The organism is Aerococcus sp. 1KP-2016 (genome assembly GCF_002252085.1).
Classification (GTDB): Bacteria; Bacillota; Bacilli; order Lactobacillales; family Aerococcaceae; genus Aerococcus.
Genome location: NZ_NEEY01000016.1, coordinates 15,450 through 34,842, shown reverse-complemented (window position 1 = coordinate 34,842; position 19,393 = coordinate 15,450). Strand labels below are relative to the sequence as shown.

General features: G+C 38.6%; 17 protein-coding genes. 4 read left to right on the top strand and 13 right to left on the bottom strand.

The features are described from left to right. Nucleotides 1-171 precede the first annotated feature (171 nt). From pstB to B9P78_RS04575, 12 genes are all read right to left on the bottom strand, one after another. Nucleotides 172-939: a phosphate ABC transporter ATP-binding protein PstB gene (pstB, locus tag B9P78_RS04630; RefSeq protein ID WP_199445731.1), complete on the bottom strand. Its 768-nt coding sequence runs from the start codon at nt 937-939 to the stop codon at nt 172-174. Between the two features lie 29 nt (nt 940-968). Beyond that, nucleotides 969-1,784, bottom strand: coding sequence for a phosphate ABC transporter permease PstA (gene pstA, locus B9P78_RS04625; RefSeq protein ID WP_094518356.1), 816 nt, complete (start codon nt 1,782-1,784; stop codon nt 969-971). After that, on the bottom strand, nt 1,784-2,659 hold the full coding sequence (gene pstC, locus B9P78_RS04620; protein ID WP_094518355.1) for a phosphate ABC transporter permease subunit PstC: 876 nt from the start codon (nt 2,657-2,659) through the stop codon (nt 1,784-1,786). The genes pstA and pstC overlap by 1 nt, the downstream gene beginning before the upstream one ends. A 204-nt stretch (nt 2,660-2,863) precedes the next feature. Continuing rightward, on the bottom strand, nt 2,864-3,772 hold the full coding sequence (locus tag B9P78_RS04615; RefSeq protein ID WP_094518354.1) for a substrate-binding domain-containing protein: 909 nt from the start codon (nt 3,770-3,772) through the stop codon (nt 2,864-2,866). 210 nt (nt 3,773-3,982) lie between these two features. Next, nucleotides 3,983-5,845, bottom strand: coding sequence for a two-component system histidine kinase PnpS (gene pnpS / locus B9P78_RS04610; RefSeq protein WP_094518353.1), 1,863 nt, complete (start codon nt 5,843-5,845; stop codon nt 3,983-3,985). After that, nucleotides 5,845-6,609: a response regulator transcription factor gene (locus B9P78_RS04605; RefSeq protein ID WP_094518352.1), complete on the bottom strand. Its 765-nt coding sequence runs from the start codon at nt 6,607-6,609 to the stop codon at nt 5,845-5,847. Before B9P78_RS04605 ends, pnpS begins: the two co-directional genes overlap by 1 nt. A 180-nt stretch (nt 6,610-6,789) precedes the next feature. Beyond that, nucleotides 6,790-7,909, bottom strand: a protein-coding gene (gene prfB / locus B9P78_RS04600) for a peptide chain release factor 2 (protein WP_148138579.1) whose coding sequence is annotated in 2 segments (ribosomal slippage) — nt 6,790-7,836 and nt 7,838-7,909 — 1,119 coding nt in all. Because the reading frame shifts where the segments join, the coding sequence is not laid out codon by codon here. A gap of 94 nt (nt 7,910-8,003) precedes the next feature. Further along, nucleotides 8,004-10,382: a preprotein translocase subunit SecA gene (gene secA / locus B9P78_RS04595; RefSeq protein ID WP_094518350.1), complete on the bottom strand. Its 2,379-nt coding sequence runs from the start codon at nt 10,380-10,382 to the stop codon at nt 8,004-8,006. A gap of 242 nt (nt 10,383-10,624) precedes the next feature. Beyond that, complete coding sequence (gene hpf / locus B9P78_RS04590; RefSeq protein WP_094518349.1) at nt 10,625-11,215, bottom strand: ribosome hibernation-promoting factor, HPF/YfiA family; 591 nt, start codon at nt 11,213-11,215, stop codon at nt 10,625-10,627. A gap of 124 nt (nt 11,216-11,339) precedes the next feature. Next, nucleotides 11,340-11,894 (bottom strand): ComF family protein, encoded by a 555-nt coding sequence (locus B9P78_RS04585; RefSeq protein ID WP_148138578.1) that lies wholly within the window; start codon nt 11,892-11,894, stop codon nt 11,340-11,342. A gap of 184 nt (nt 11,895-12,078) precedes the next feature. After that, nucleotides 12,079-13,452, bottom strand: a complete 1,374-nt coding sequence (locus B9P78_RS04580; protein WP_094518347.1) for a DEAD/DEAH box helicase — start codon at nt 13,450-13,452, stop codon at nt 12,079-12,081. Between the two features lie 444 nt (nt 13,453-13,896). Continuing rightward, a complete protein-coding gene (locus B9P78_RS04575; protein ID WP_233487715.1) occupies nt 13,897-14,742 on the bottom strand; it encodes a DegV family protein in 846 nt (281 codons plus the stop codon). A 239-nt stretch (nt 14,743-14,981) separates the two neighbouring features. On the opposite strand from B9P78_RS04575, the gene B9P78_RS04570 reads away from it, so the two are divergent. The 4 genes from B9P78_RS04570 (at nt 14,982) to B9P78_RS04560 (ending at nt 18,454) form a co-directional block, all read left to right on the top strand. Then, nucleotides 14,982-15,620: a YigZ family protein gene (locus B9P78_RS04570; RefSeq protein WP_094518346.1), complete on the top strand. Its 639-nt coding sequence runs from the start codon at nt 14,982-14,984 to the stop codon at nt 15,618-15,620. An 89-nt stretch (nt 15,621-15,709) separates the two neighbouring features. Continuing rightward, nucleotides 15,710-15,922 carry an FAD-dependent oxidoreductase gene (locus B9P78_RS10125; protein ID WP_233487714.1) on the top strand — a complete coding sequence of 71 codons (213 nt, stop codon included), beginning with the start codon at nt 15,710-15,712 and terminating at the stop codon, nt 15,920-15,922. Nucleotides 15,923-15,927: 5 nt separating this feature from the next. Then, on the top strand, nt 15,928-17,037 hold the full coding sequence (locus B9P78_RS04565) for an FAD-binding oxidoreductase (RefSeq protein ID WP_233487713.1): 1,110 nt from the start codon (nt 15,928-15,930) through the stop codon (nt 17,035-17,037). Between the two features lie 97 nt (nt 17,038-17,134). Then, nucleotides 17,135-18,454: a GntP family permease gene (locus B9P78_RS04560; protein WP_094518345.1), complete on the top strand. Its 1,320-nt coding sequence runs from the start codon at nt 17,135-17,137 to the stop codon at nt 18,452-18,454. 121 nt (nt 18,455-18,575) lie between these two features. Here the strand turns inward: B9P78_RS04560 and B9P78_RS04555 are convergent, their stop codons facing one another. Beyond that, on the bottom strand, nt 18,576-19,364 hold the full coding sequence (locus B9P78_RS04555; protein ID WP_094518344.1) for an SDR family NAD(P)-dependent oxidoreductase: 789 nt from the start codon (nt 19,362-19,364) through the stop codon (nt 18,576-18,578). Between the last annotated feature and the right edge of the window lie 29 nt (nt 19,365-19,393).

The following is a 19,393-nucleotide window of genomic DNA, read 5'->3' as shown; positions in this document are numbered from 1 at the left end:
AAGGACAAAAAAGATAGTTCTTCTTTTATCAAATCTCATTTAAAATAAAAAAGAAACTCAAATCCATATAAAATGAATTTAAGTTTCTTGCTTAAATTAAGCTATCCACATTAAATGTCGAAGAGCCACAATTGTCGATGACTCCGAGTAGTCAAATAAGAATAAATCGAATTAACCAAAACGACCTGCAACATAGTCCGCAGTTTGCGAATTTGTTGGGTTATTGAAGATTTGATCAGTTTCACCAAATTCAATGATGTGTGATTTACCTGGGCCAGTTTCTGGATCAGCATAGAAGAATCCTGTGTAGTCAGAAACACGCGCAGCTTGTTGCATATTGTGTGTAACGATAACGATTGTGTAGTCATCACGTAATTGTTGTACCAATTCTTCTACTTTTAAAGTTGAAATTGGGTCCAATGCAGATGTAGGTTCGTCCATCAATAAAACATCTGGTTTTACTGCTAAAGCACGAGCGATACATACACGTTGTTGTTGACCACCAGAGATTGACATACCACTCTTGTTTAAGTCATCTTTTACCTCATCCCAAATAGCAGCGCCACGTAAAGATTTCTCAACAATTTCATCCAGCTCATTTTTATCCTTGATACCATGTGTACGAGGTCCGTAAGCAATGTTATCGTAAATAGACATTGGGAATGGATTTGGTTGTTGGAAAACCATACCTACGTTTTTACGTAATAGGTTTAAGTTTACATCACGGTCATAAATATTTTTGCCGTCTAAGGTAATTTCACCTTTTACTTGGCAACCCTCTACTAAATCATTCATACGGTTTAAACTCTTAATAAATGTAGATTTACCTGATCCTGACGGTCCAATTAAAGCTGTAACTTGTTTTTCATAGATAGGCATGTTAATCCCTTCTAAGGCTTTGAAATTGCCATAGAATAAATCCATGTTTTCAGCTTTCATTTTAACTTTTAAATTATTTTCAGCCATAATTATTTGTTTTCTCCTTTTGTAAACTGTTGCGATAGCCATGTAGATAAACCATTAACAATCAAAACAACAAGTAATAGGATAACACCGGTTGCATTAGCTTGATCACGATGTAAACCTTCACTTGATAATACATACATATGTAAAGCTAAAGTACGTCCAGATGAAAAGATTGAGTTTGGTAGTGAAGTAGATGTACCTAATGTATACATTAGCGCAGCTGTTTCACCAACAATACGACCAATTGCTAAGATGATACCTGATAGAATACCTGGCATTGCAATAGGCAATACAATCTTGAAAATTGTACGTAATTTACCAGCACCTAAACCAAAACTTGCTTGACGCAATGTGTCTTTAACTGACATCAATGCTTCTTCAGTATTACGGATGATTAACGGTAATACCATAATTGCCATGGTTAAGATACCAGAAATTAATGAATATTGCAATTTTGCAGCAGTAACAAAGGCTAACATACCGAATAAACCAAAAACGATTGACGGTACACCTGTCAATGTATCTGTTGCAATACGAACTACTTCTACCCATTTATTATTCTTGCCAGCATATTCTACCAAATAGAACCCTGCAAATACACCAAAAGGAATGGCAATTAATAATGAGCCCCCAATGACATATAAAGTTGTAATGATAGATGGCATCATTGAAACGTTGTCAGTTGTATAATGCCAAGAGAACAATTCAGGGCTTAAATGTGGAATACCTGATACTAATACGTAACCAATAATCCAAATTAACGAAGTAAAAGTGATTGCTGCAGATAAATAAGTGAATCCACGTAATACTTTAGACATTAGTTATTTACCCCCGTTCTCTTCACATATGCAAAGATTGCATTGATAATTAGGATAATTACAAACAATACTGCACCTGTTGCAATCAATGCACTTTGGTGTGTACCTGTTGCGTAAGCCATTTCCAAAATGATATTCGCTGTCATGGTACGGGCTCCTAAGAATAGTCCTTGTGGGAACATCGCTTGGTTACCAGCAACCATTACTACGGCCATTGTTTCACCAACAGCACGACCGATACCTAGAATAACTGATGAATAAATACCTGAGCGAGCAGCGGGCATCATGATTGAATATGAAGTTCGATCATGGTCGGCACCTAAACCAACAGATGCTTGATAATAAGTTTTCGGTACTGCACGTAATGAAGATTCAGACATTGTAATAATAGTAGGTAAGATCATAATTGCTAATACGATACCTGCAGTCGCGATACTCATACCATTTGAAGCAAAACCTAACGCTCTAGCAAGTGAACGAATAGCCGGTACTAAAACTTGTAAACCAAAGTAACCAAATACAATAGAAGGAATACCTGACATCAAGTTTGTTGCAGGTTTTAAAATTTTATGTAATTTCGGTGGGCAATAGTAAGCCATAAACATTGCTGTAAAAATACCAGTTGGTACCCCTAAGACAAATGCAATGAGTGTTACATAAAGTGATCCTACTAACATTGGTGCTAACCCAAACACTTCTTGAGATGGTTGCCACGTGTCACCGAACAAGAAATTACCTAAGCCATAGTCGGCCATAAAAGGAATACCTCTTGCGAAAATAAAGTAACAGATAGCTAATAAAGCAAGAATTGATGTAAAGGCTGCAAACATGAAGACATACTTCATGACATTTTCCAACAAATTATTTTGTTTCATATGCTCTCCTTATCAAATTCAATTGAATAAAAATATCTACCAAAGAATTATAACGTATTACTACGCGCATTTGCACCCATAATTTCATAATCCTCATCTGATAGAAAAGAATCGTCTTTCCCTATTAATAAAAAATGAGCCGCTACTATATAGGAGTAGCAGCTCTAATAAGATAAATCGTTAGTTGTTACTAAAGAGTGTTAATTATTTAACGTCAGCCCAGTCAGTGATTTCGCCAGTAAAGATACCTTTAATTGTTTCTAATGAAATGTCTTCTAAGCCATTTTCAGGGTTAACAATAACTGCAACACCATCAGTAGCGATTGCTTCAGCAGTTACATCAGTTTCGTCTTCAGCTAATGCACGAGAAGCCATACCTAAGTCAGCAGTACCTTCAGCAGCAGCAGTAACACCTGCAGATGAACCATTAGAAGTGATGTTTACTTGAACATCTGGGTTAGCTTCTTGGTAAGCTTCAGCAATTTTTTCCATTACTGGAGAAACTGAAGTTGAACCTACAACGTTGATTGAACCAGATTGAGAACCGTCACCTTCGTAAGCAGCTGCTTCAGCATCAGCTTGTACGTAACCTTCTTCTAATACAATTGCTTGACCTTCTTGAGAGAAGATGAAGTCATAGAAGTCAGCTACAACGCCTTCTAATTCGCCTTGGTATACAATGTTGAATGGACGAGAAATAGCGTAAGAACCATCAGCTACAGCTTCTTCAGTAGCAGCAACACCATCAACAGCTACAGCTTTAACTGTGTCATTTAATGAACCTAAAGAGATATAACCAATTGCATTTGGATCATCAGCTACAGCTGTGATTACTTGGTCAGTACCGTTCATGATAGTTGCAGCAGGAGTTGTGCTATCAACGTCATCTGCTTTTACGCCAGTTGCTTCGATGAAAGCGTCACGAGTACCAGAACCTTCTTCACGAGAGATTACTGAAATAGCACCTGTAACAGCGTTTGTAGCTTCTGCTGAAGATCCTTCAGTTGAAGATGCAGCTGATGATTCTTCAGTTGATGCAGAGTTACCACATGCAGCTAATGCAGCAGATGCACCTAAAGCTAAAACTAATTTAGAAAACTTGTTGAAAGTCATTTAATATTTCCACCTTTTCTTTTCTTTATCCATAAAACATAGTTCCAAACGATTACAATGCTTATTATATAGAACGATTGTAAAAATATGAGATGTTTAAATGTAAATATGGTGGGTTTATGTAAATTAATTGTAAAGGTTTTGTAAATTGAATTAAAGAATGCTCATTTTAGTGCACCAAACCTATTTTCTCTTCACAATTTGACCTAACTATTCATCATCCTCGTCATCTTCGACGTCTTCATTAAACGCTTCAACAACTACCTTAGGAATGTATACCGTAAAGTGAGTACCTTCACCAAAGACGCTTTCTACTTCAATATGTCCATTCATGTGCTCTAAGATATTCCGCACAATGGAGAGCCCTAAGCCAGTTCCTCCTGAAGCGGTAGAACGGTCTTTGCTCACACGGTAAAAGCGCTCAAAAATACGTGGTAAATCTTCTTGAGGGATTCCTAAACCATTATCGCTTACATCATAACGAACGAAATCCTCTTCTTCCCCAATTGTAACTTCTACATAGCCATATGGGTTATTGTAGATAATTGCATTATGTACTAGATTTGTTAGCACTTGCATGACCCGGCCCTTATCACCTCTAAAGTGGACGGATTGCCCGCTTGGATTGATCAGACGTAAATCTATCGATTTTGCTTGTGCTCGTCCGCTTAGATGTTGGAACACATCATTTACAACGTCTTCCGCAACCAGTAATTCAAATTTTTGTTGTACTTGATCTTGTTCGATTTTGGCTAGGTCTAATATATCCTGGATTAAAGAACCAAGTCGGTTACTTTCTTTTTGCATAATTTTAACGAATTCGATTGCTGTATCGTGATCCTCGATGGCGCCGTCTAGGAGTGTTTCCGAAAATCCTTGCAAGGCGGTTACCGGCGTCTTCAACTCATGAGAGGCATTAGAAATAAAGTCACTTCGTACTTTTTCCAATCTGCGGATATCAGTAATATCGTAAATTAACAGGATGATTTGTTCTGAAGCATCGCTACCTTCATGGTCATAGTCGTTATCAGGATTGTAGGCAACATCCATTTCCTGAGCACTTAAATAGATAATATTAACATCTAAAATGACTTCGCGCGGATAGTATAAATAGATTTCTTCATTAATTTTTTGTTTGGTTTTAGATGCTTGATTCAACATTTGAATGAGACGATAGGATTGTAATACCTCTTCAAAACGACGCCCTTCAATTTGTTCATCCAAACCTAAAATATCATAGACAGCTGGATTGGCTAATTGAATCGTATGGTCTTTGTCGACCATCACAACACCCAACATCATAGCCTCCACCAGTTTATTCATCCTATGGGATTGGCTTGAAATTTGAAATTCTTGAGCGGCTAATTCATCCGCTAAAATATTGATATTCTCACCAATTTCATCGAATTCCTCGATATCCACATTCTTATATTGTACGACATAATCATTATTGGCCATGTGGGTCAGTTGATCATTAATCGCAGCCATTGGCAAGTACATTTTGCGATTAAAATGCATGAAAAATGCTACAAGTAAAAATACTGCCCCCAAGCCCATCAAGACGGCAATTTTGGTAATGTTGTCTTGAATTTGCTCATTCATTGGAAAATTACGAAGGACCTGTATATATCCCAACACTTCCCCTTTGGAATTTGAAATACGTTCTGTATAGGAATAGATCACTGAATTTTCTTCGGTACGTTCTTGTTCAAAACGATTATCCATGTCTGCTTCATAATCTCTAAAGGCGGCATCATTGGACAATTGCTCATTGCCCATGCTGTAGACGCGATTACCATCCGCAGTATAAACCAAGATGCGGTCGTTGAGATTTACCATGGGTTGAATGATTTGCTTGAGTTCCCTAAATTCATTGGTATTGTTCTCTAAATCCTCAGCTTCCACAGAACGGAAACTTGGTCTAATCGTTGATACAACATTTACCAAGGTATTTTGAACTTCAGTATTCACTGTTTCAGACACAAAATTATTTACGGTAATGGCAAAGATGACACTATATAAAATAAACAACAGTGCGAACACTGTTGTTATGCTTTGAATCAATTTTTGCATTAGATTGGTACCTCGAATTTATAGCCGAATCCACGTACAGTAATAATATATTCTGGGTTTTTGGTGTCTCGTTCGATTTTTTCGCGCAAATGACTTACGTGAACATCCACAATACGCGTTTCGCCCGCATAGTCAAAACGCCACAATTTTTGTAATAGCTGCTCTCTAGACAGCGTACGGTTCACACGACGCGCCATATAGGTAAGTAATTCAAATTCCTTTGGTGTCATTTCGATAGATTCACCGCGCACGTATACCACATAGTCGTTAACGTGGATTTCAATGTCACCTGCTCGGATGATTTCGACGTCTTCGTCTTTGTAGTTACCTACTGAATCTTTCGTTAGGGTAATTTCATGCTTTTCATTATTTTTTTCAACGACAACATTTGACGCTGAATAAGACGCACGACGCAAAATAGCCTTCATACGTGCTAAGACTTCACGGGGGCTGAATGGCTTGGTTATATAATCATCTGCACCTAATTCTAAACCGATGATACGTTCAAGTTCATCATCTTTAGCTGTTAACATTAAAATCGGTGTATTTACCTTATTTAACCGCAGATTTTTACATACATCCATACCATCCATTTTAGGCAACATTAAGTCCAAAATAATAAAATCCAGGTCATTATTCATAGCGATATCAAAACCCGTTTGACCGTCCTCCGCCTGAATCACTTCGTAACCCTCTTTTTCTAGACTATATTTCAATAAAGTTAGGATAGATTGCTCATCATCCACAATTAATACTTTTTTCATTCGTTTCCTCCAAAGAAAATTTGAGGATTTTTTAGCTTCCCCAGCTAAACCCCAGCAATTGATTCACACATGCGCTTTCACCTTATTATATAACGAATACTTGTCATTTGAAAATATCGCCAGTCCTGTAAAAAAAGAACTGCCAGCCTTTTGCTCACACAAACCAGCTGACACCGACTTTTATACCGTCGTGTCATCCTCGCTTAGTTGCCCTTTTAAATAAGCATCTATAAAGCCGTCTAAATCGCCATCCATTACCCCCTGAACGTTAGCCGTTTCATGGCCAGTACGATGGTCCTTGACCATATTATATGGATGGAAAACATAAGAACGAATTTGCGAACCCCAAGCAATTTCAGCTTTCTCACCGCGAATTTCATCCAATTCTTTCGCATTCTTTTCAGCAAGTAAATGCGCTAGTTTTGCTTGCAACATTTTCATCGCAGTATCCCTATTTTGGAATTGCGAACGTTGACTTTGAGACGCTACCACGATACCCGTCGGCACATGGGTTAACCGAACAGCTGATGATGTTTTATTAATATGTTGACCACCGGCACCCGATGCACGGAAAACATCCATTTGAATATCAGATTCATCTATATCAATTTCCGTATTTTGATCTAATACGGGCATAATTTCAACCGATGCAAATGATGTATGACGACGGTTATTTGAATCAAATGGGGAGATACGCACGAGACGATGGATACCATCTTCAGAACGCAAAAAACCATAGGCATTTAGCCCCTTAATCTCAAGGGTTACCGATTTAATACCCGCTTCATCACCGTTTTGATATTCCAATGTTGTTACCTGGTAATCATGTTGTTCAGCCCATCTTTGGTACATTCTCAGTAGCATACTTGCCCAATCTTGGGATTCAGTACCACCGGCACCTGGATGAATTTCTAATAGCGCATCATTATGGTCATATTCCCCACTTAGTAAAATATTACGTTCATAGGCCGAAATTTTACTTTGATAGGCAGTAATCCCTTCCTCTAATTCAGCTTGTAATTCAGCATCCGGTTCTTCTTTGACCATATCATTTAGAATGGATAGATTTTCCCACTCAGCAGCTAAATCATTAAAGTTGTCATAGATTTTCTTCAGGTTGTTATTTTGGTCAATGACAGCTTGCGCCTTTTCAGAGTTATCCCAAAATCCTGGTTGGACCATTTCACTTTCTAGTGCTGCCAAATCGGCTTCTAATTTATCTAAGTCAAAGAGACCCCCTGAAGCTATCGATTTGAGATTTATTTTGTTCTAATAAGGCATTTATTTCATATTGTTCCATTTGTCGTTCTCTCCTCATAAAAACATAGAGACCAAACCTGATCATTCAGATATGATACCGTGTTTAGTCTCTAGTGATTTATAAAATGTTGTGTTTATGCTTGGCTACGGTCTATATTTTGACGAATTTCTGATTGCATAAACATACGTGTTGCATCATATTCGATACCCGCAATCATTTCATTGAAGCGTTCAAAACCTTCAGATTGGTATTCTACCAATGGATTATTTTGAGCATAGGCACGTAGACCCACACCTTGACGCAATTGATCCATTGCATCGATATGGTCAGTCCAGTGACCATCTACTGCACGCAAGATGACTACTTTTTCAAATTCTAGTGCCAAATCTTTATTATTGATTGAATCTAGTTTTTGGTTAAAACGGTCTGCTGCCATGTTTGTAATGTAAGCAGTAATTTCTTTAGGATTCTTACCTTCTAAATCTTCAATCGCTACTTTGGTATTACGATAAAGGCTTGTTTCCGCGAAATCAGCAAGTGCTTCTAAGTTCCAGTCAGCCTTGTCACCAGATGTATATAAATCAACTTGACGTTGAATTGTACGTTCAATCATTGGCCAGATCACATCATCTAATGATTCTTCAGCAGAAATTACTTCAAAACGTTGTGCGTAAATAATATCACGTTGTTGACGCATTACTTCATCATATTCAAGGACATTTTTACGTGTATCGTAGTTATTCCCTTCAACACGAATTTGTGCACCTTCAACTTGACGTGTAATCATTTTTGATTCAATAACCATATCTGGATCGTCTTGGTCAATATTTAGGCTTTCCCATAGTTGTTGGATGCGTTCAGAACCGAAACGACGCATAACGTCATCTTCTAATGATAAATAGAAACGAGAGTAACCAGGGTCACCTTGACGACCAGCACGACCACGTAACTGATTATCAATACGACGAGATTCATGACGTTCTGTACCAATTACAGCCAGACCGCCTAATTCTCTCACACCAGGGCCAAGTTTAATATCGGTACCACGACCAGCCATATTAGTGGCAATTGTGACAGCACCTTGTTGACCCGCATCTGCGACAATTTGGGCTTCACGTTCATGGTTTTTGGCATTCAATACATTATGTTTAATGCCCATGCGGTCTAATTCAGCTGAAAGCATTTCAGATGTTTCAACGGCAACCGTACCAACTAGTACGGGTTGGCCTTTTTCATGACGATCCTTAATATCTGCCACAACCGCCTTAAATTTAGATTTTAAGTTTGGATATAATACATCCGATTTATCTTCACGAATAACCGGTTTGTTTGTTGGAATTTGAATAACGTTCATATTGTAAATTTCACGGAATTCTTCTTCTTCAGTCTTCGCTGTACCAGTCATACCTGATAATTTTTCGTACATTCTGAAGTAGTTTTGGAAAGTGATGGTTGCCATCGTTTTTGATTCATTTTGAATGGCAACATTTTCTTTGGCTTCAATCCCTTGGTGTAAACCATCAGAGAATCGGCGCCCTTCCATAATACGGCCGGTAAAACCATCAACGATTTTTACTTCACCATCAACCACAACATAGTCGATGTTTAAAATCATGATGTAGTTGGCACGTAAAGCAGTATCGATATGGTGAATTAATCGACCATTTTCAATATCGTAAAGGTTTTTTACATGGAATACGTCTTCTGCTTTTTCAATACCAGATTCAGTTAGGGCAATCGTTTTTGAAGATACATCGATAATATAGTCTTCATCCTCTTTTAAACTCTTGGCAAAATAATCCGCGCGTTGATATAGGGCAGTAGATTGTTCCGCTTGGTTTGAAATGATTAATGGTGTACGTGCCTCATCAATCAAGATAGAGTCAACTTCATCGACAACTGCATAGTACAATGGACGTTGCACCATTTGTCGTTTGTAAACGACCATGTTGTCACGCAAGTAATCGAACCCTAACTCATTATTAGTTGAATAAGTAACGTCACATGCATAAGCTGCACGTTTTTCGTCATTATTCATACCTGCTTGGTTTAGCCCAACTGTCAACCCTAGGAAACGGTATAACTCACCCATTTGTGCCGAGTCACGGCTTGCTAAATAGTCATTAACTGTAACCACGTGCACACCTTTGCCTGTTAGGGCATTTAGATATACAGGCATTGTTTCGGTCAACGTTTTACCTTCACCAGTTTTCATTTCAGCGATATTACCGTAGTGTAGTGCCAAACCACCCATGATTTGTACGTGGTATGGGAATAAACCTAGTACACGTTTCGCCCCTTCACGAACTGTCGCAAAAGCTTCAATTAAAATATCTTCAAGGTCTTCGCCCAAAGCCAAACGATCTTGGAAAGACTTAGTCATGTCTTTTAATTGGTCATCAGTATATTTGGCAAATCGATCCTCTAAAGCCTCGACTTGTTTTGCTTGTTTATTGAATTTTTTCAAATCTTTCTTTTGATTATCAAAGATTTTCTTTAATACGTTAGCCATTATTTTCTCCTTCGATGTTAGAAACTTGGATAAATGTTGATTTTGTGGGCTTTTTGTAATCGTTTAGTGCCCACTATCCCAATCTTTTATATTCTATTATATGATAGCATTAAAATTTTGTCATTAAAACCACTATTCATTAAGGTTTTTCGAAATATCCCTTGTAAATGACCGTAAATACAAAAAAGAGAGTAGGACATGATATCCTACCCTCCTTGATATAACGTTAGAAAGAAGTGTTTCTATGCTTCATCAGCATCTTCTTCAATAGCAATTAGACCATAAGAACCTTTACGACGAGCGTAAACTAACGCGCCCTTACCAGTTTCTGCATCTTCAAAGATGAAGAAATTGTGGCCTAGCATTTCCATTTGAAGAACGGCTTCTTCAGCAGTCATTGGTTTAATAGACAAGGTTTTGCGACGAACAATTTTGATTTGTTCATTTGAAGTGTCTTCACCTGCTTCAAATTCTTGACGGTCAGCTTCCACTTGAATGTTCACTGCTTCCGTTAAACCTTCGCCTTCACGAGATTTACGGTTCATTTTGGTTTTATACTTACGTACTTGACGCTCTAACTTATCTACCACTAAATCGATAGATCCGTATAAATCTTGAGACGTTTCTTCTGCACGTAAAGTTAAGCCACCTGTTAAAGGAATCGTAACTTCTGCTTTGGCATCCTTGTTCGGATAAACTTTAGCATTTACATAAACAGTTGCATCTGGTGAATTCGTAAAGAAGCGCTCTATTTTAGAGATTTTCTTTTCAGCGTACTCTCTAATTGCTGGCGTAATCTCAATATTCTCACCGCGGACATTATATGTAAACATAATTTTTCATCCTTTCTACCAGTAAATACATTTACCGGGAAGCATTTTCTGCTTCTTTATAGTATATTAATTATACTCGAAATCGCTTTCTTATACAAATAAGACACTTGTCATTTATGAAAGATTATCTAGCCAAACTCAATCCTTGAATATGGGTAAAGCCCATATCTGATAAGGCTTTATAAGCTGAATACATGGTCGTACCCGTTGTATACACATCATCAAATAAAAGAATATTTTGCCCCCTGTCTAAATGTTCAATACCACTATCTTGCTTTACTTGAATTTTATCCATATCTTTCAATCGGTCCAATCGGCTTTTGTATACTTGTTTAGTAGACGATGCCTTCATTTCTAAGAGGTCCATAAAGGAAATGTTCGCCCCTTCTAATAGCAAAACCGTTTGATTAAAGCCGCGATTGGATACTTTTCCACTAGAAGAAGGCATTGGCACCCAAATCGTTTGGCGATTCCTTCTATATATACTTTGTAAATCACTTTTAAATAGATAACGCCCCCGAATATCCCCCTGTCCCTTAAGCACTACCAGCCATTGCTTAAAAACTGCATTATAATGGTAGATTGATTGATGTCGAAAGGTCCATTTGTGAAAATGACGCCAGCGCTGGCAATCACGGCAAATACCATCAACCCAGTGTTCCCGGTCTTCTTCTAGCATTTCCCGACCACACTGACCGCAAGTCACGCCCTCTATCTTACTGAATCCCGCTAAACAGCATTGACAAAACAAAGGCTGATCTATTTTTGACCATGAAAGCAATTGTTTTAGGGTCAACGTGTCTGACATGCCTTCCTGACAAATAAGGCATGTAGGGGTTCGCTCGATTCGCCCATTATTTACCTCAATCATCGATTAAGCCCCGCTCACGCGCTTGTCGGTTCATACTTTTAATTTGTCTAATTGCCCCCATTGATGCCTTGGTTTTACCATAATGTAGCAAGTAAACACTACCCTTCGGAAATTCGGCTTTACGTCCCACTCGACCAGCTATTTGTACTAAGGATGCTGTTGTATACGTTCGGTCTTCACTACCTAAAACAATCACATCGATATCCGCAAAGGTCACGCCCCGCTCTAAAATCGTTGTTGAAAAGAGAAAATCATACGCACCATCCCGCATAGCTTGTACTTTCCTAACTCGGTCAGGATCTTTTGATGATACTGATTCAAAGTGGTAGCCATGAAAAACGCCACGACAGCTTTTGACTAGCTGCAACATATACGCAATATGGGGGACAAAAACTAGCACACGCCGTTTGCTTGCTATCAGATTGAACAACAAGTGTTTGAATATTTTAGGGATTTTACCCTTCTGAATGGTTGACCGCCAATCCCCCACCCACATATGCTTGGGTACAGGTAAATGATGGCGATGATAGCGGGCTGGCAAGATAGACACTGCCAACTTTTTCTGTTCAATGGCTGTCAATTGTGTTCTATTCGGCGTGGCTGTTAGTAAAATTTGTGTGCCCGACGTTGTTACCGCACCTTCACTTGCCTGATATAACATGGGATCCCCATCATAGGGGAAGGCATCAATTTCATCGATAATCAGTAAATCAAAGGCTTGGCGAAAGCGAATCAATTGATGGGTGGAACAGACTGTCATCGCTACTTGGTGGTCATATACTTGTTCAGACTGACCATGTAGTACTTGAATGGCAATTTTAGGGAAAGCTACTTGAAAACGTGGTGCTAATTCATTGGCTACATCAATCCTAGGTGTCGCGATAGCAACTTTCTTACCCGCCCTTAAGGCGATGTCAATCGCTTGAAACACCATCTCTGTCTTTCCAGCACCGGTAACCGCCCAGACCAAATGTTTCCCCTTCCTTTGCTGGTAGCTATCACAAATTTCTTGAGAAGCCTGCGTTTGCTGCATTGATAATTGTCCTGACCAAGCCAAATAGGATGCGTCCTGTGCCCAAGGATAGGCTTGTTCACTTGCTGGCAGATGATAAAGTAAGTCGCAAGTACGTAATTTGCCAAAAGCGAGGCACTGCAGACAATAAAAACAAGTATTTCCACAGTTACAGCTATTTTCTATGAAATCACGCTGATTACCACATCGTTGACAGGTCTTGTATTTCCCCACAACTTGAATTGCCGGCATAACAATTAGCCCACCCTGATTTATGTCCTTCAGCTGATGCTCACTAGCACCTAACTCTTTGGCGGTTACTAGGCGTCCTTCCATTTGTGCTGCAAAATCCATCTTCCTGCCTCCCCTCACTATATATATACGTGAAGAAAAACAAATTACCGCAAAAAAATAAACCTGCGACAAAAATATAGGACCATTACCGAGGACTAGTTGTCTTACACTTGTTGAGAAAACTGCGATTCTAGAATGAGACTGTCATTCTAGAATTTTGGGCGTTTTTATCTAGAATAAATTGCGGTTCTATAAAATATGATATTTTTTTAGCAAATATAACCCCATTATTGATAAATTTTCCCCTGCTATAAAGTACCCATCGTCATATTATAAAATTAGCCATTTATTTATAATATGAAATTCTATCCTATAAAATTTTGCTCTTTTATCAAGTATCTTGAATTATGCTGTAATAATATGCTTCACAATACAGCAAAAGAGGCTGGAACCATTTGTCCCAACCTCGCTTCACTCATTATTTATATGCTTTTTGTTGTATCTTCACACCAGGCTAAGGCATAAAGCATTAGGGCCTAAATGTGTCCCAATCACTGGTCCAACAGGTGTTCTTTCCAGTAGTAGATCTGGATGTGCTGTTTTAAAGTAAGCCACCAAGGATTGAACTTGCGGTGTTGCATCGTCCCCAACAATTGCCACCCGCAATTGCGGGTTCTTTTGATAGGATTCTTCAAATAATTCAGTAATACGACGCACTGTTTTCTTATGCGTACGTACCTTTTCGAATACATTAATCAACCCGTCATCAAAATGCAAAATTGGCTTCACCTGTAGCAGGTTACCAATACTAGCAGCCCCTGGGTTAATACGCCCACCCTTGGCCAAGTGACCTAGGTTATCTACTGAGAAGTAGGCATCTGTCGTACATTTTAGTGCATCTAATTTTGGTAGAATGTCCATAGCTGTGTAACCAAGGTCACGCAAGCGGACTGCTTCATATACATAGAAGGCTTGGCCAACCAAGGAAATACCAGAATTGTAGACCTTTACACGAACTCCTGTGTCTTCCGCCACCTGATTCCCAATCATGGTAAAGGTTTGGTAGGTGCCTGAAATCCCCTTCGATAAGGTGATAGCAATAATCTCGTCATGAGTCTTTGCAAGGCGTTCGAAGGCTTCTTTTACAATACCTGGAGCTGGTTGGGAACTGGTTGGGATCTCGTCAAGGGTCGCCATTTTGTCATAGAAGGCATCAGTTGAGATATCGATATTGTCTAGATATGATCCATCACTAAAAGTAATGGTTAATGGTAGTACTGTAATATCGTGCTTACGAACAAATTCGTCCGTAAGATAAGCCGTACTATCCGTAACAATGGCAATTGACATGAATGATTCCCCTTTATCCCTAAATCTCTGAATACTGACTGTTCTTTCGTTCAAACATCGAAAGAATAACATATCAATCATTCTATCAAAACTCAAGTAAAATTTCGACATATATATGTAGAAAAGCCTTTTCAATCGCAAATTATCACTTTAATTATAAAACTTACTTGTTAGCGAAATTGTGGTAAATATGCTAGGCTCAACTTATGAAAAACTGTTCAACTGAGGAGTGTTAAATAATGATTGAATACCGTACGGTCGTCGCCCAAGGTGGCACCCATGAAATTGATGTAAAAGGATCTAGATTTATCTGCAATGCCAAGCGCGTCTTTTCTGAAGCAGAAGCAATTGAATTTATTGAAGCGATTCGTAAAGAACATTACAAAGCGACGCATAATTGTGTTGCCTTTCAAATTGGTGATAACAATGAAATACAACGTGCTTTAGATGACGGTGAACCATCCGGTACTGCCGGTGTACCAATGCTTGAAGTATTAAAACAACGTGACCTAAAAAATATCGTGGTGGTAGTAACACGCTATTTTGGTGGTACCAAATTAGGTTCGGGTGGTTTAATTCGCGCTTATTCATCGGCCGTTTCCGAAGGTTTGGATGCTATTGGTCAGGTAGAGCGTAAATTACAAACACAATTAGCGATCGAAGTTGCCTATACTTTGAGTGGCAAAGTGGAACATTGGATTGAAGAGTCCACCTATCAATTATTGGATACCAGCTATTTGGCGGATGTGACTTTCCATCTAGGTATCCCTACAAATGAACTAGATAAAGTACAAAATAGTTTAATTAATTTAACATCAGGTCAAGTGAAATTTGAAATCGGCGACGAAATCTATGTCGATTTACCGATCAATGCATAATTTTTAGGTATTTTTGATTCAATATTGATTTTTATTAGTATTTGGTAGACTATTAATGATGCAAGCATTTACAAATAGGAGGTCAAAGAATGGAAATTGAAAAAACAGTTGCCGATAAGTATCTAAAAACTTATATGGCAGAAGATGAACCAGGTTCAGCAGCACTGATTGCTTTCCCAACTTCAACGGAAGAAGTTGCCGAATTTGTGAAAAAAGCTGATGCTGAAAACAAAAAAGTCATCACCATTGGACGTCAAACAGGTTTAACTAGTGCGACATATCCACAAGATGAAGCTGGTTAATCAGTATGGAAAAAATGGATAAAATCCTATCTTTGGATGAACAAACATTAACTTTAAATGTTCAAGCTGGTGTGACTTTATTCCAAATCAGAGATTTCCTAGAAAAGACATCATACTTCTACGCACCTGACCCAGGTAACAAAAATGCCTCTGTTGGTGGTAACGCTTCTACTAATGCTGGTGGTATGCGTGCAATCAAATACGGTGTAACGCGTGATAATATCCGTGGTTACGATGTCGTTTTAGCAAGTGGAGAAACAATCCACGTCGGTTCTTCAAATAAAAAAGATGCGACAGCTTATGACCTGAAAGACATTTTCATCGGTGCTGAAGGTACGTTAGGTATCATCACTGAATTACAATTGAAATTAATTGCAAGACCTGCCTATGAAAAATCTTTAATCATGGGATTTGAAAGCTTAGATGGCGTATCGAATGCAATTTTTGAAGTCATCAAATCACCTGTACAACCAATCGCTTTGGAATTGTTGGAAGAATCAGGTATCCACTACTCTGAAAAATTCATCAACAAAAAAATGCCAGAAGTGAAAGGTGAAGCCTTCTTATTAGCAACAGTTGCTGATAACGCTGCTGATGGTTTAGATTTCCAATTACAAGCTGTCCAAGCCTTAGGCAAAAAAGCTGGTGCTATTGAAACACGTGAACTTTCTGAAACCGAAGCCAAAGAAATGTGGGAAATTCGTGACAATATCTTAAACGGTATCGTTCACAATGGTGACTGGAAAATGTACGATCCAGTTGTACCAAACCACTTATTCACTGACTTAGTGCACGAAGGTAAACGTCTGGGTGCCAAATATAACGTTCAAACTGGTTTCTTCGGCCATGCCGGTGATGGTAACATCCACATCTGTGTGTTACGCGAAGATCAAACTGACGAAGAATGGGAAAAATTAAAAGAAGACTACGAAAATGATTTATTCCCATACGTTGCCAAACAAGGTGGTTTACTGTCAGCTGAGCACGGTATTGGTCTTGAAAAGAAAGAATATTTACCATACTTTAAGGATGAAGCTTACCTAAACGTACTTCGTTCAATCAAAAAAGCCTTGGATCCAAAAGGACTATTGAATCCTGGTAAAATATTCGACTAATCCGTTTAAAAAAGGATATAATATATAAGCTATAAAGGAATTGGTGGTACACCATCAATTCTTTTTTTAGGCAATTTTTCTTTAGGAAGGAATTCACATGGACTTATTACAAATCAGCGGTATCATTATAGCTATCGCCTGTATCATCTACTCTACTGCTAAGAACTTAAACATCTTAGTAGCTGCACCAATTGCTTCATTAATTGTTATTTTAACCAACGGTATGAGCATTTCAACTGCCCTTTTAGGCAGCGAGGCTTCATATTTAACCGGTTTGACTGGCTTCATCTTGAAATTCTTTGCCGTTTTCTTATTGGGAGCTATTTTAGCTAAATATACGGATAAAAGTGGTGCGGCAGAATCCATTGCCAACCAAATCTTGAAATTAACAGGTACTGAAAAACCTTATTCGGTACTGGTTGCTTTACTATTGATTACAGCCCTGCTAACTTACGGTGGCGTCAGCCTTTACGTGGTAATCTTTGTCTTGATTCCACTTGCAAAACCATTATTCAAGAAATTGAATATCGCCTGGAACATGGTTGCGATTCCGATTGAATTAGGTTTGGGTACCTTTACCATGACCATGCTACCTGGTACACCATCTATTCAAAACGTTGTACCAACTGCATACTTAGGCACAACCTTAACGGCAGCACCCGTACTAGGAATTGTCGGTTCTGTTGTCGCTTTGTTATTTGGTTTATGGTACATGAAATATGCAATGGACAAGAGTCTGGCAAAAAATGAAACATTCGCCGACTACTATACTGGTAACGATGTTGAAATCACTCACGAAGCACGACCTTCATTCGCTCGTTCTATCACACCAATTGCTGTGTTAATCGTGATTAACCTTGTAGGATCATTCTACAAAGTAGAAAATATCGTCTTAATTTCACTAGCGGTGGCTATTATTTTGTCAGCAATCTTATTCAATAAAGAAATCGACTCACAAAAACAAGTCATTAATGAAGGTGCAAACTCAGGTATTATCCCTATGTTATTAACTGGTTCTGCTGTAGCCTTTGGGGTAATCATTACCTTAGCACCAGGATTTAGCTTCATTTCAGATTTCATCTTGAATATGTCAAGCAATCCATTGATTTCATTATCATTTGCATCAGCCTTATTTGGTGGAATTACTGCCTCTGCAACTGGTTCATTGGGTATCGTCATGGAAGCATTTGGCCAAACCTATATCGATATGGGTCTTGATCCACAAGTCATCCACAGAGTTGCAGCCATTGCCTCTTCAACGCTGGCTGTTATGCCACATAGTGGTGGGATTATCTCTTTCTTGGCATTAGCTGGTTTGAATCACAAAAATAGCTTCAAGAACATCTTCATTGCCGTAACAGGTGCCAATGTACTTGCCTTGATTGCTGTTATTATTGTGGCAACTGTATTCTATTAATCTATACAAAGTATATTCGCTTAACACAAAAGCCCAGGACATTTGATAGTTGTCCTGGGCTTTTTGATTGCCAATAGTTTATTTTGTTAGCATTAAGTGAAGCTATTTTTTCTGTAAAAGATTAGTTCATTGCTGCGCCACCATCAACCTTAATCGCTTGACCAGTGATATGATCTGCTAATGGCGATGCCAAGAACAAGGCTGTATACGCGATATCTTCCGCTTTTTGGTCACCACGTTTTAATGGGATAAAATGTTTCAAGCTTTCTTTCCAAGCTGTTTCTTTGTCTTGGCCTGCTTGTTCATAACTTTCTAGAATTGTTTCCCACATTTGAGAACGAATGATACCAGGGCAAATAGCATTCACGTTGATATTGTGATCTGCACCTGCATAAGCCGCAGCTTGTGTTAAGTAAATTACGGCTGCTTTCGTCATACCATAATGTGCGAAGCCTTCTTTCATCGCGTGACGACCAGCGAATGAAGCTGTATTAATAATTTTACCTTGATCGTATTTCATCATACGTTTGATACCAGCTTGCATACCATTGTTAGCACCCATTAGGTTTACATTGATGATTTTTTGGATAGCTTCTTGGCTAGTTTCTAAGAATGAATCTAAACCAACAATTCCCGCATTGTTGATAATAATATCAAGACGCCCAGTTTCTTCTTCAGCTTGCGCTAACACAGCATCTACATCATCATAACTTGAAACATCACATTTAACGCCAACAGCTTTATGGCCAGCTGCTTTTAATTCTTCAGCGAGTGCTTTACTATTTTCTTCAATTAAATCAGTAACATATACTGTTGCACCTGCATCAGCAAACACGGTTGCCATTGCTTCCCCAATACCACGGCCTGCACCAAAGATAACTGCTGTTTGATCTGTTAATGTAATTTCCATTTTAATGCCACGCCTCTTAATTATTTGTT

What these genes read in the sequence shown, in the direction of transcription:
- pstB (WP_199445731.1), bottom strand. Translation starts at nt 939, where the DNA reads ATGAAAGCTGAAAACATGGATTTATTCTATGGCAATTTCAAAGCCTTA.
- pstA (WP_094518356.1), bottom strand. Translation starts at nt 1,784, where the DNA reads ATGTCTAAAGTATTACGTGGATTCACTTATTTATCTGCAGCAATCACT.
- pstC (WP_094518355.1), bottom strand. Translation starts at nt 2,659, where the DNA reads ATGAAACAAAATAATTTGTTGGAAAATGTCATGAAGTATGTCTTCATG.
- B9P78_RS04615 (WP_094518354.1), bottom strand. Translation starts at nt 3,772, where the DNA reads ATGACTTTCAACAAGTTTTCTAAATTAGTTTTAGCTTTAGGTGCATCT.
- pnpS (WP_094518353.1), bottom strand. Translation starts at nt 5,845, where the DNA reads ATGCAAAAATTGATTCAAAGCATAACAACAGTGTTCGCACTGTTGTTT.
- B9P78_RS04605 (WP_094518352.1), bottom strand. Translation starts at nt 6,609, where the DNA reads ATGAAAAAAGTATTAATTGTGGATGATGAGCAATCTATCCTAACTTTA.
- secA (WP_094518350.1), bottom strand. Translation starts at nt 10,382, where the DNA reads ATGGCTAACGTATTAAAGAAAATCTTTGATAATCAAAAGAAAGATTTG.
- hpf (WP_094518349.1), bottom strand. Translation starts at nt 11,215, where the DNA reads ATGTTTACATATAATGTCCGCGGTGAGAATATTGAGATTACGCCAGCA.
- B9P78_RS04585 (WP_148138578.1), bottom strand. Translation starts at nt 11,894, where the DNA reads ATGCTAGAAGAAGACCGGGAACACTGGGTTGATGGTATTTGCCGTGAT.
- B9P78_RS04580 (WP_094518347.1), bottom strand. Translation starts at nt 13,452, where the DNA reads ATGGATTTTGCAGCACAAATGGAAGGACGCCTAGTAACCGCCAAAGAG.
- B9P78_RS04575 (WP_233487715.1), bottom strand. Translation starts at nt 14,742, where the DNA reads ATGTCAATTGCCATTGTTACGGATAGTACGGCTTATCTTACGGACGAA.
- B9P78_RS04570 (WP_094518346.1), top strand. Translation starts at nt 14,982, where the DNA reads ATGATTGAATACCGTACGGTCGTCGCCCAAGGTGGCACCCATGAAATT.
- B9P78_RS10125 (WP_233487714.1), top strand. Translation starts at nt 15,710, where the DNA reads ATGGAAATTGAAAAAACAGTTGCCGATAAGTATCTAAAAACTTATATG.
- B9P78_RS04565 (WP_233487713.1), top strand. Translation starts at nt 15,928, where the DNA reads ATGGAAAAAATGGATAAAATCCTATCTTTGGATGAACAAACATTAACT.
- B9P78_RS04560 (WP_094518345.1), top strand. Translation starts at nt 17,135, where the DNA reads ATGGACTTATTACAAATCAGCGGTATCATTATAGCTATCGCCTGTATC.
- B9P78_RS04555 (WP_094518344.1), bottom strand. Translation starts at nt 19,364, where the DNA reads ATGGAAATTACATTAACAGATCAAACAGCAGTTATCTTTGGTGCAGGC.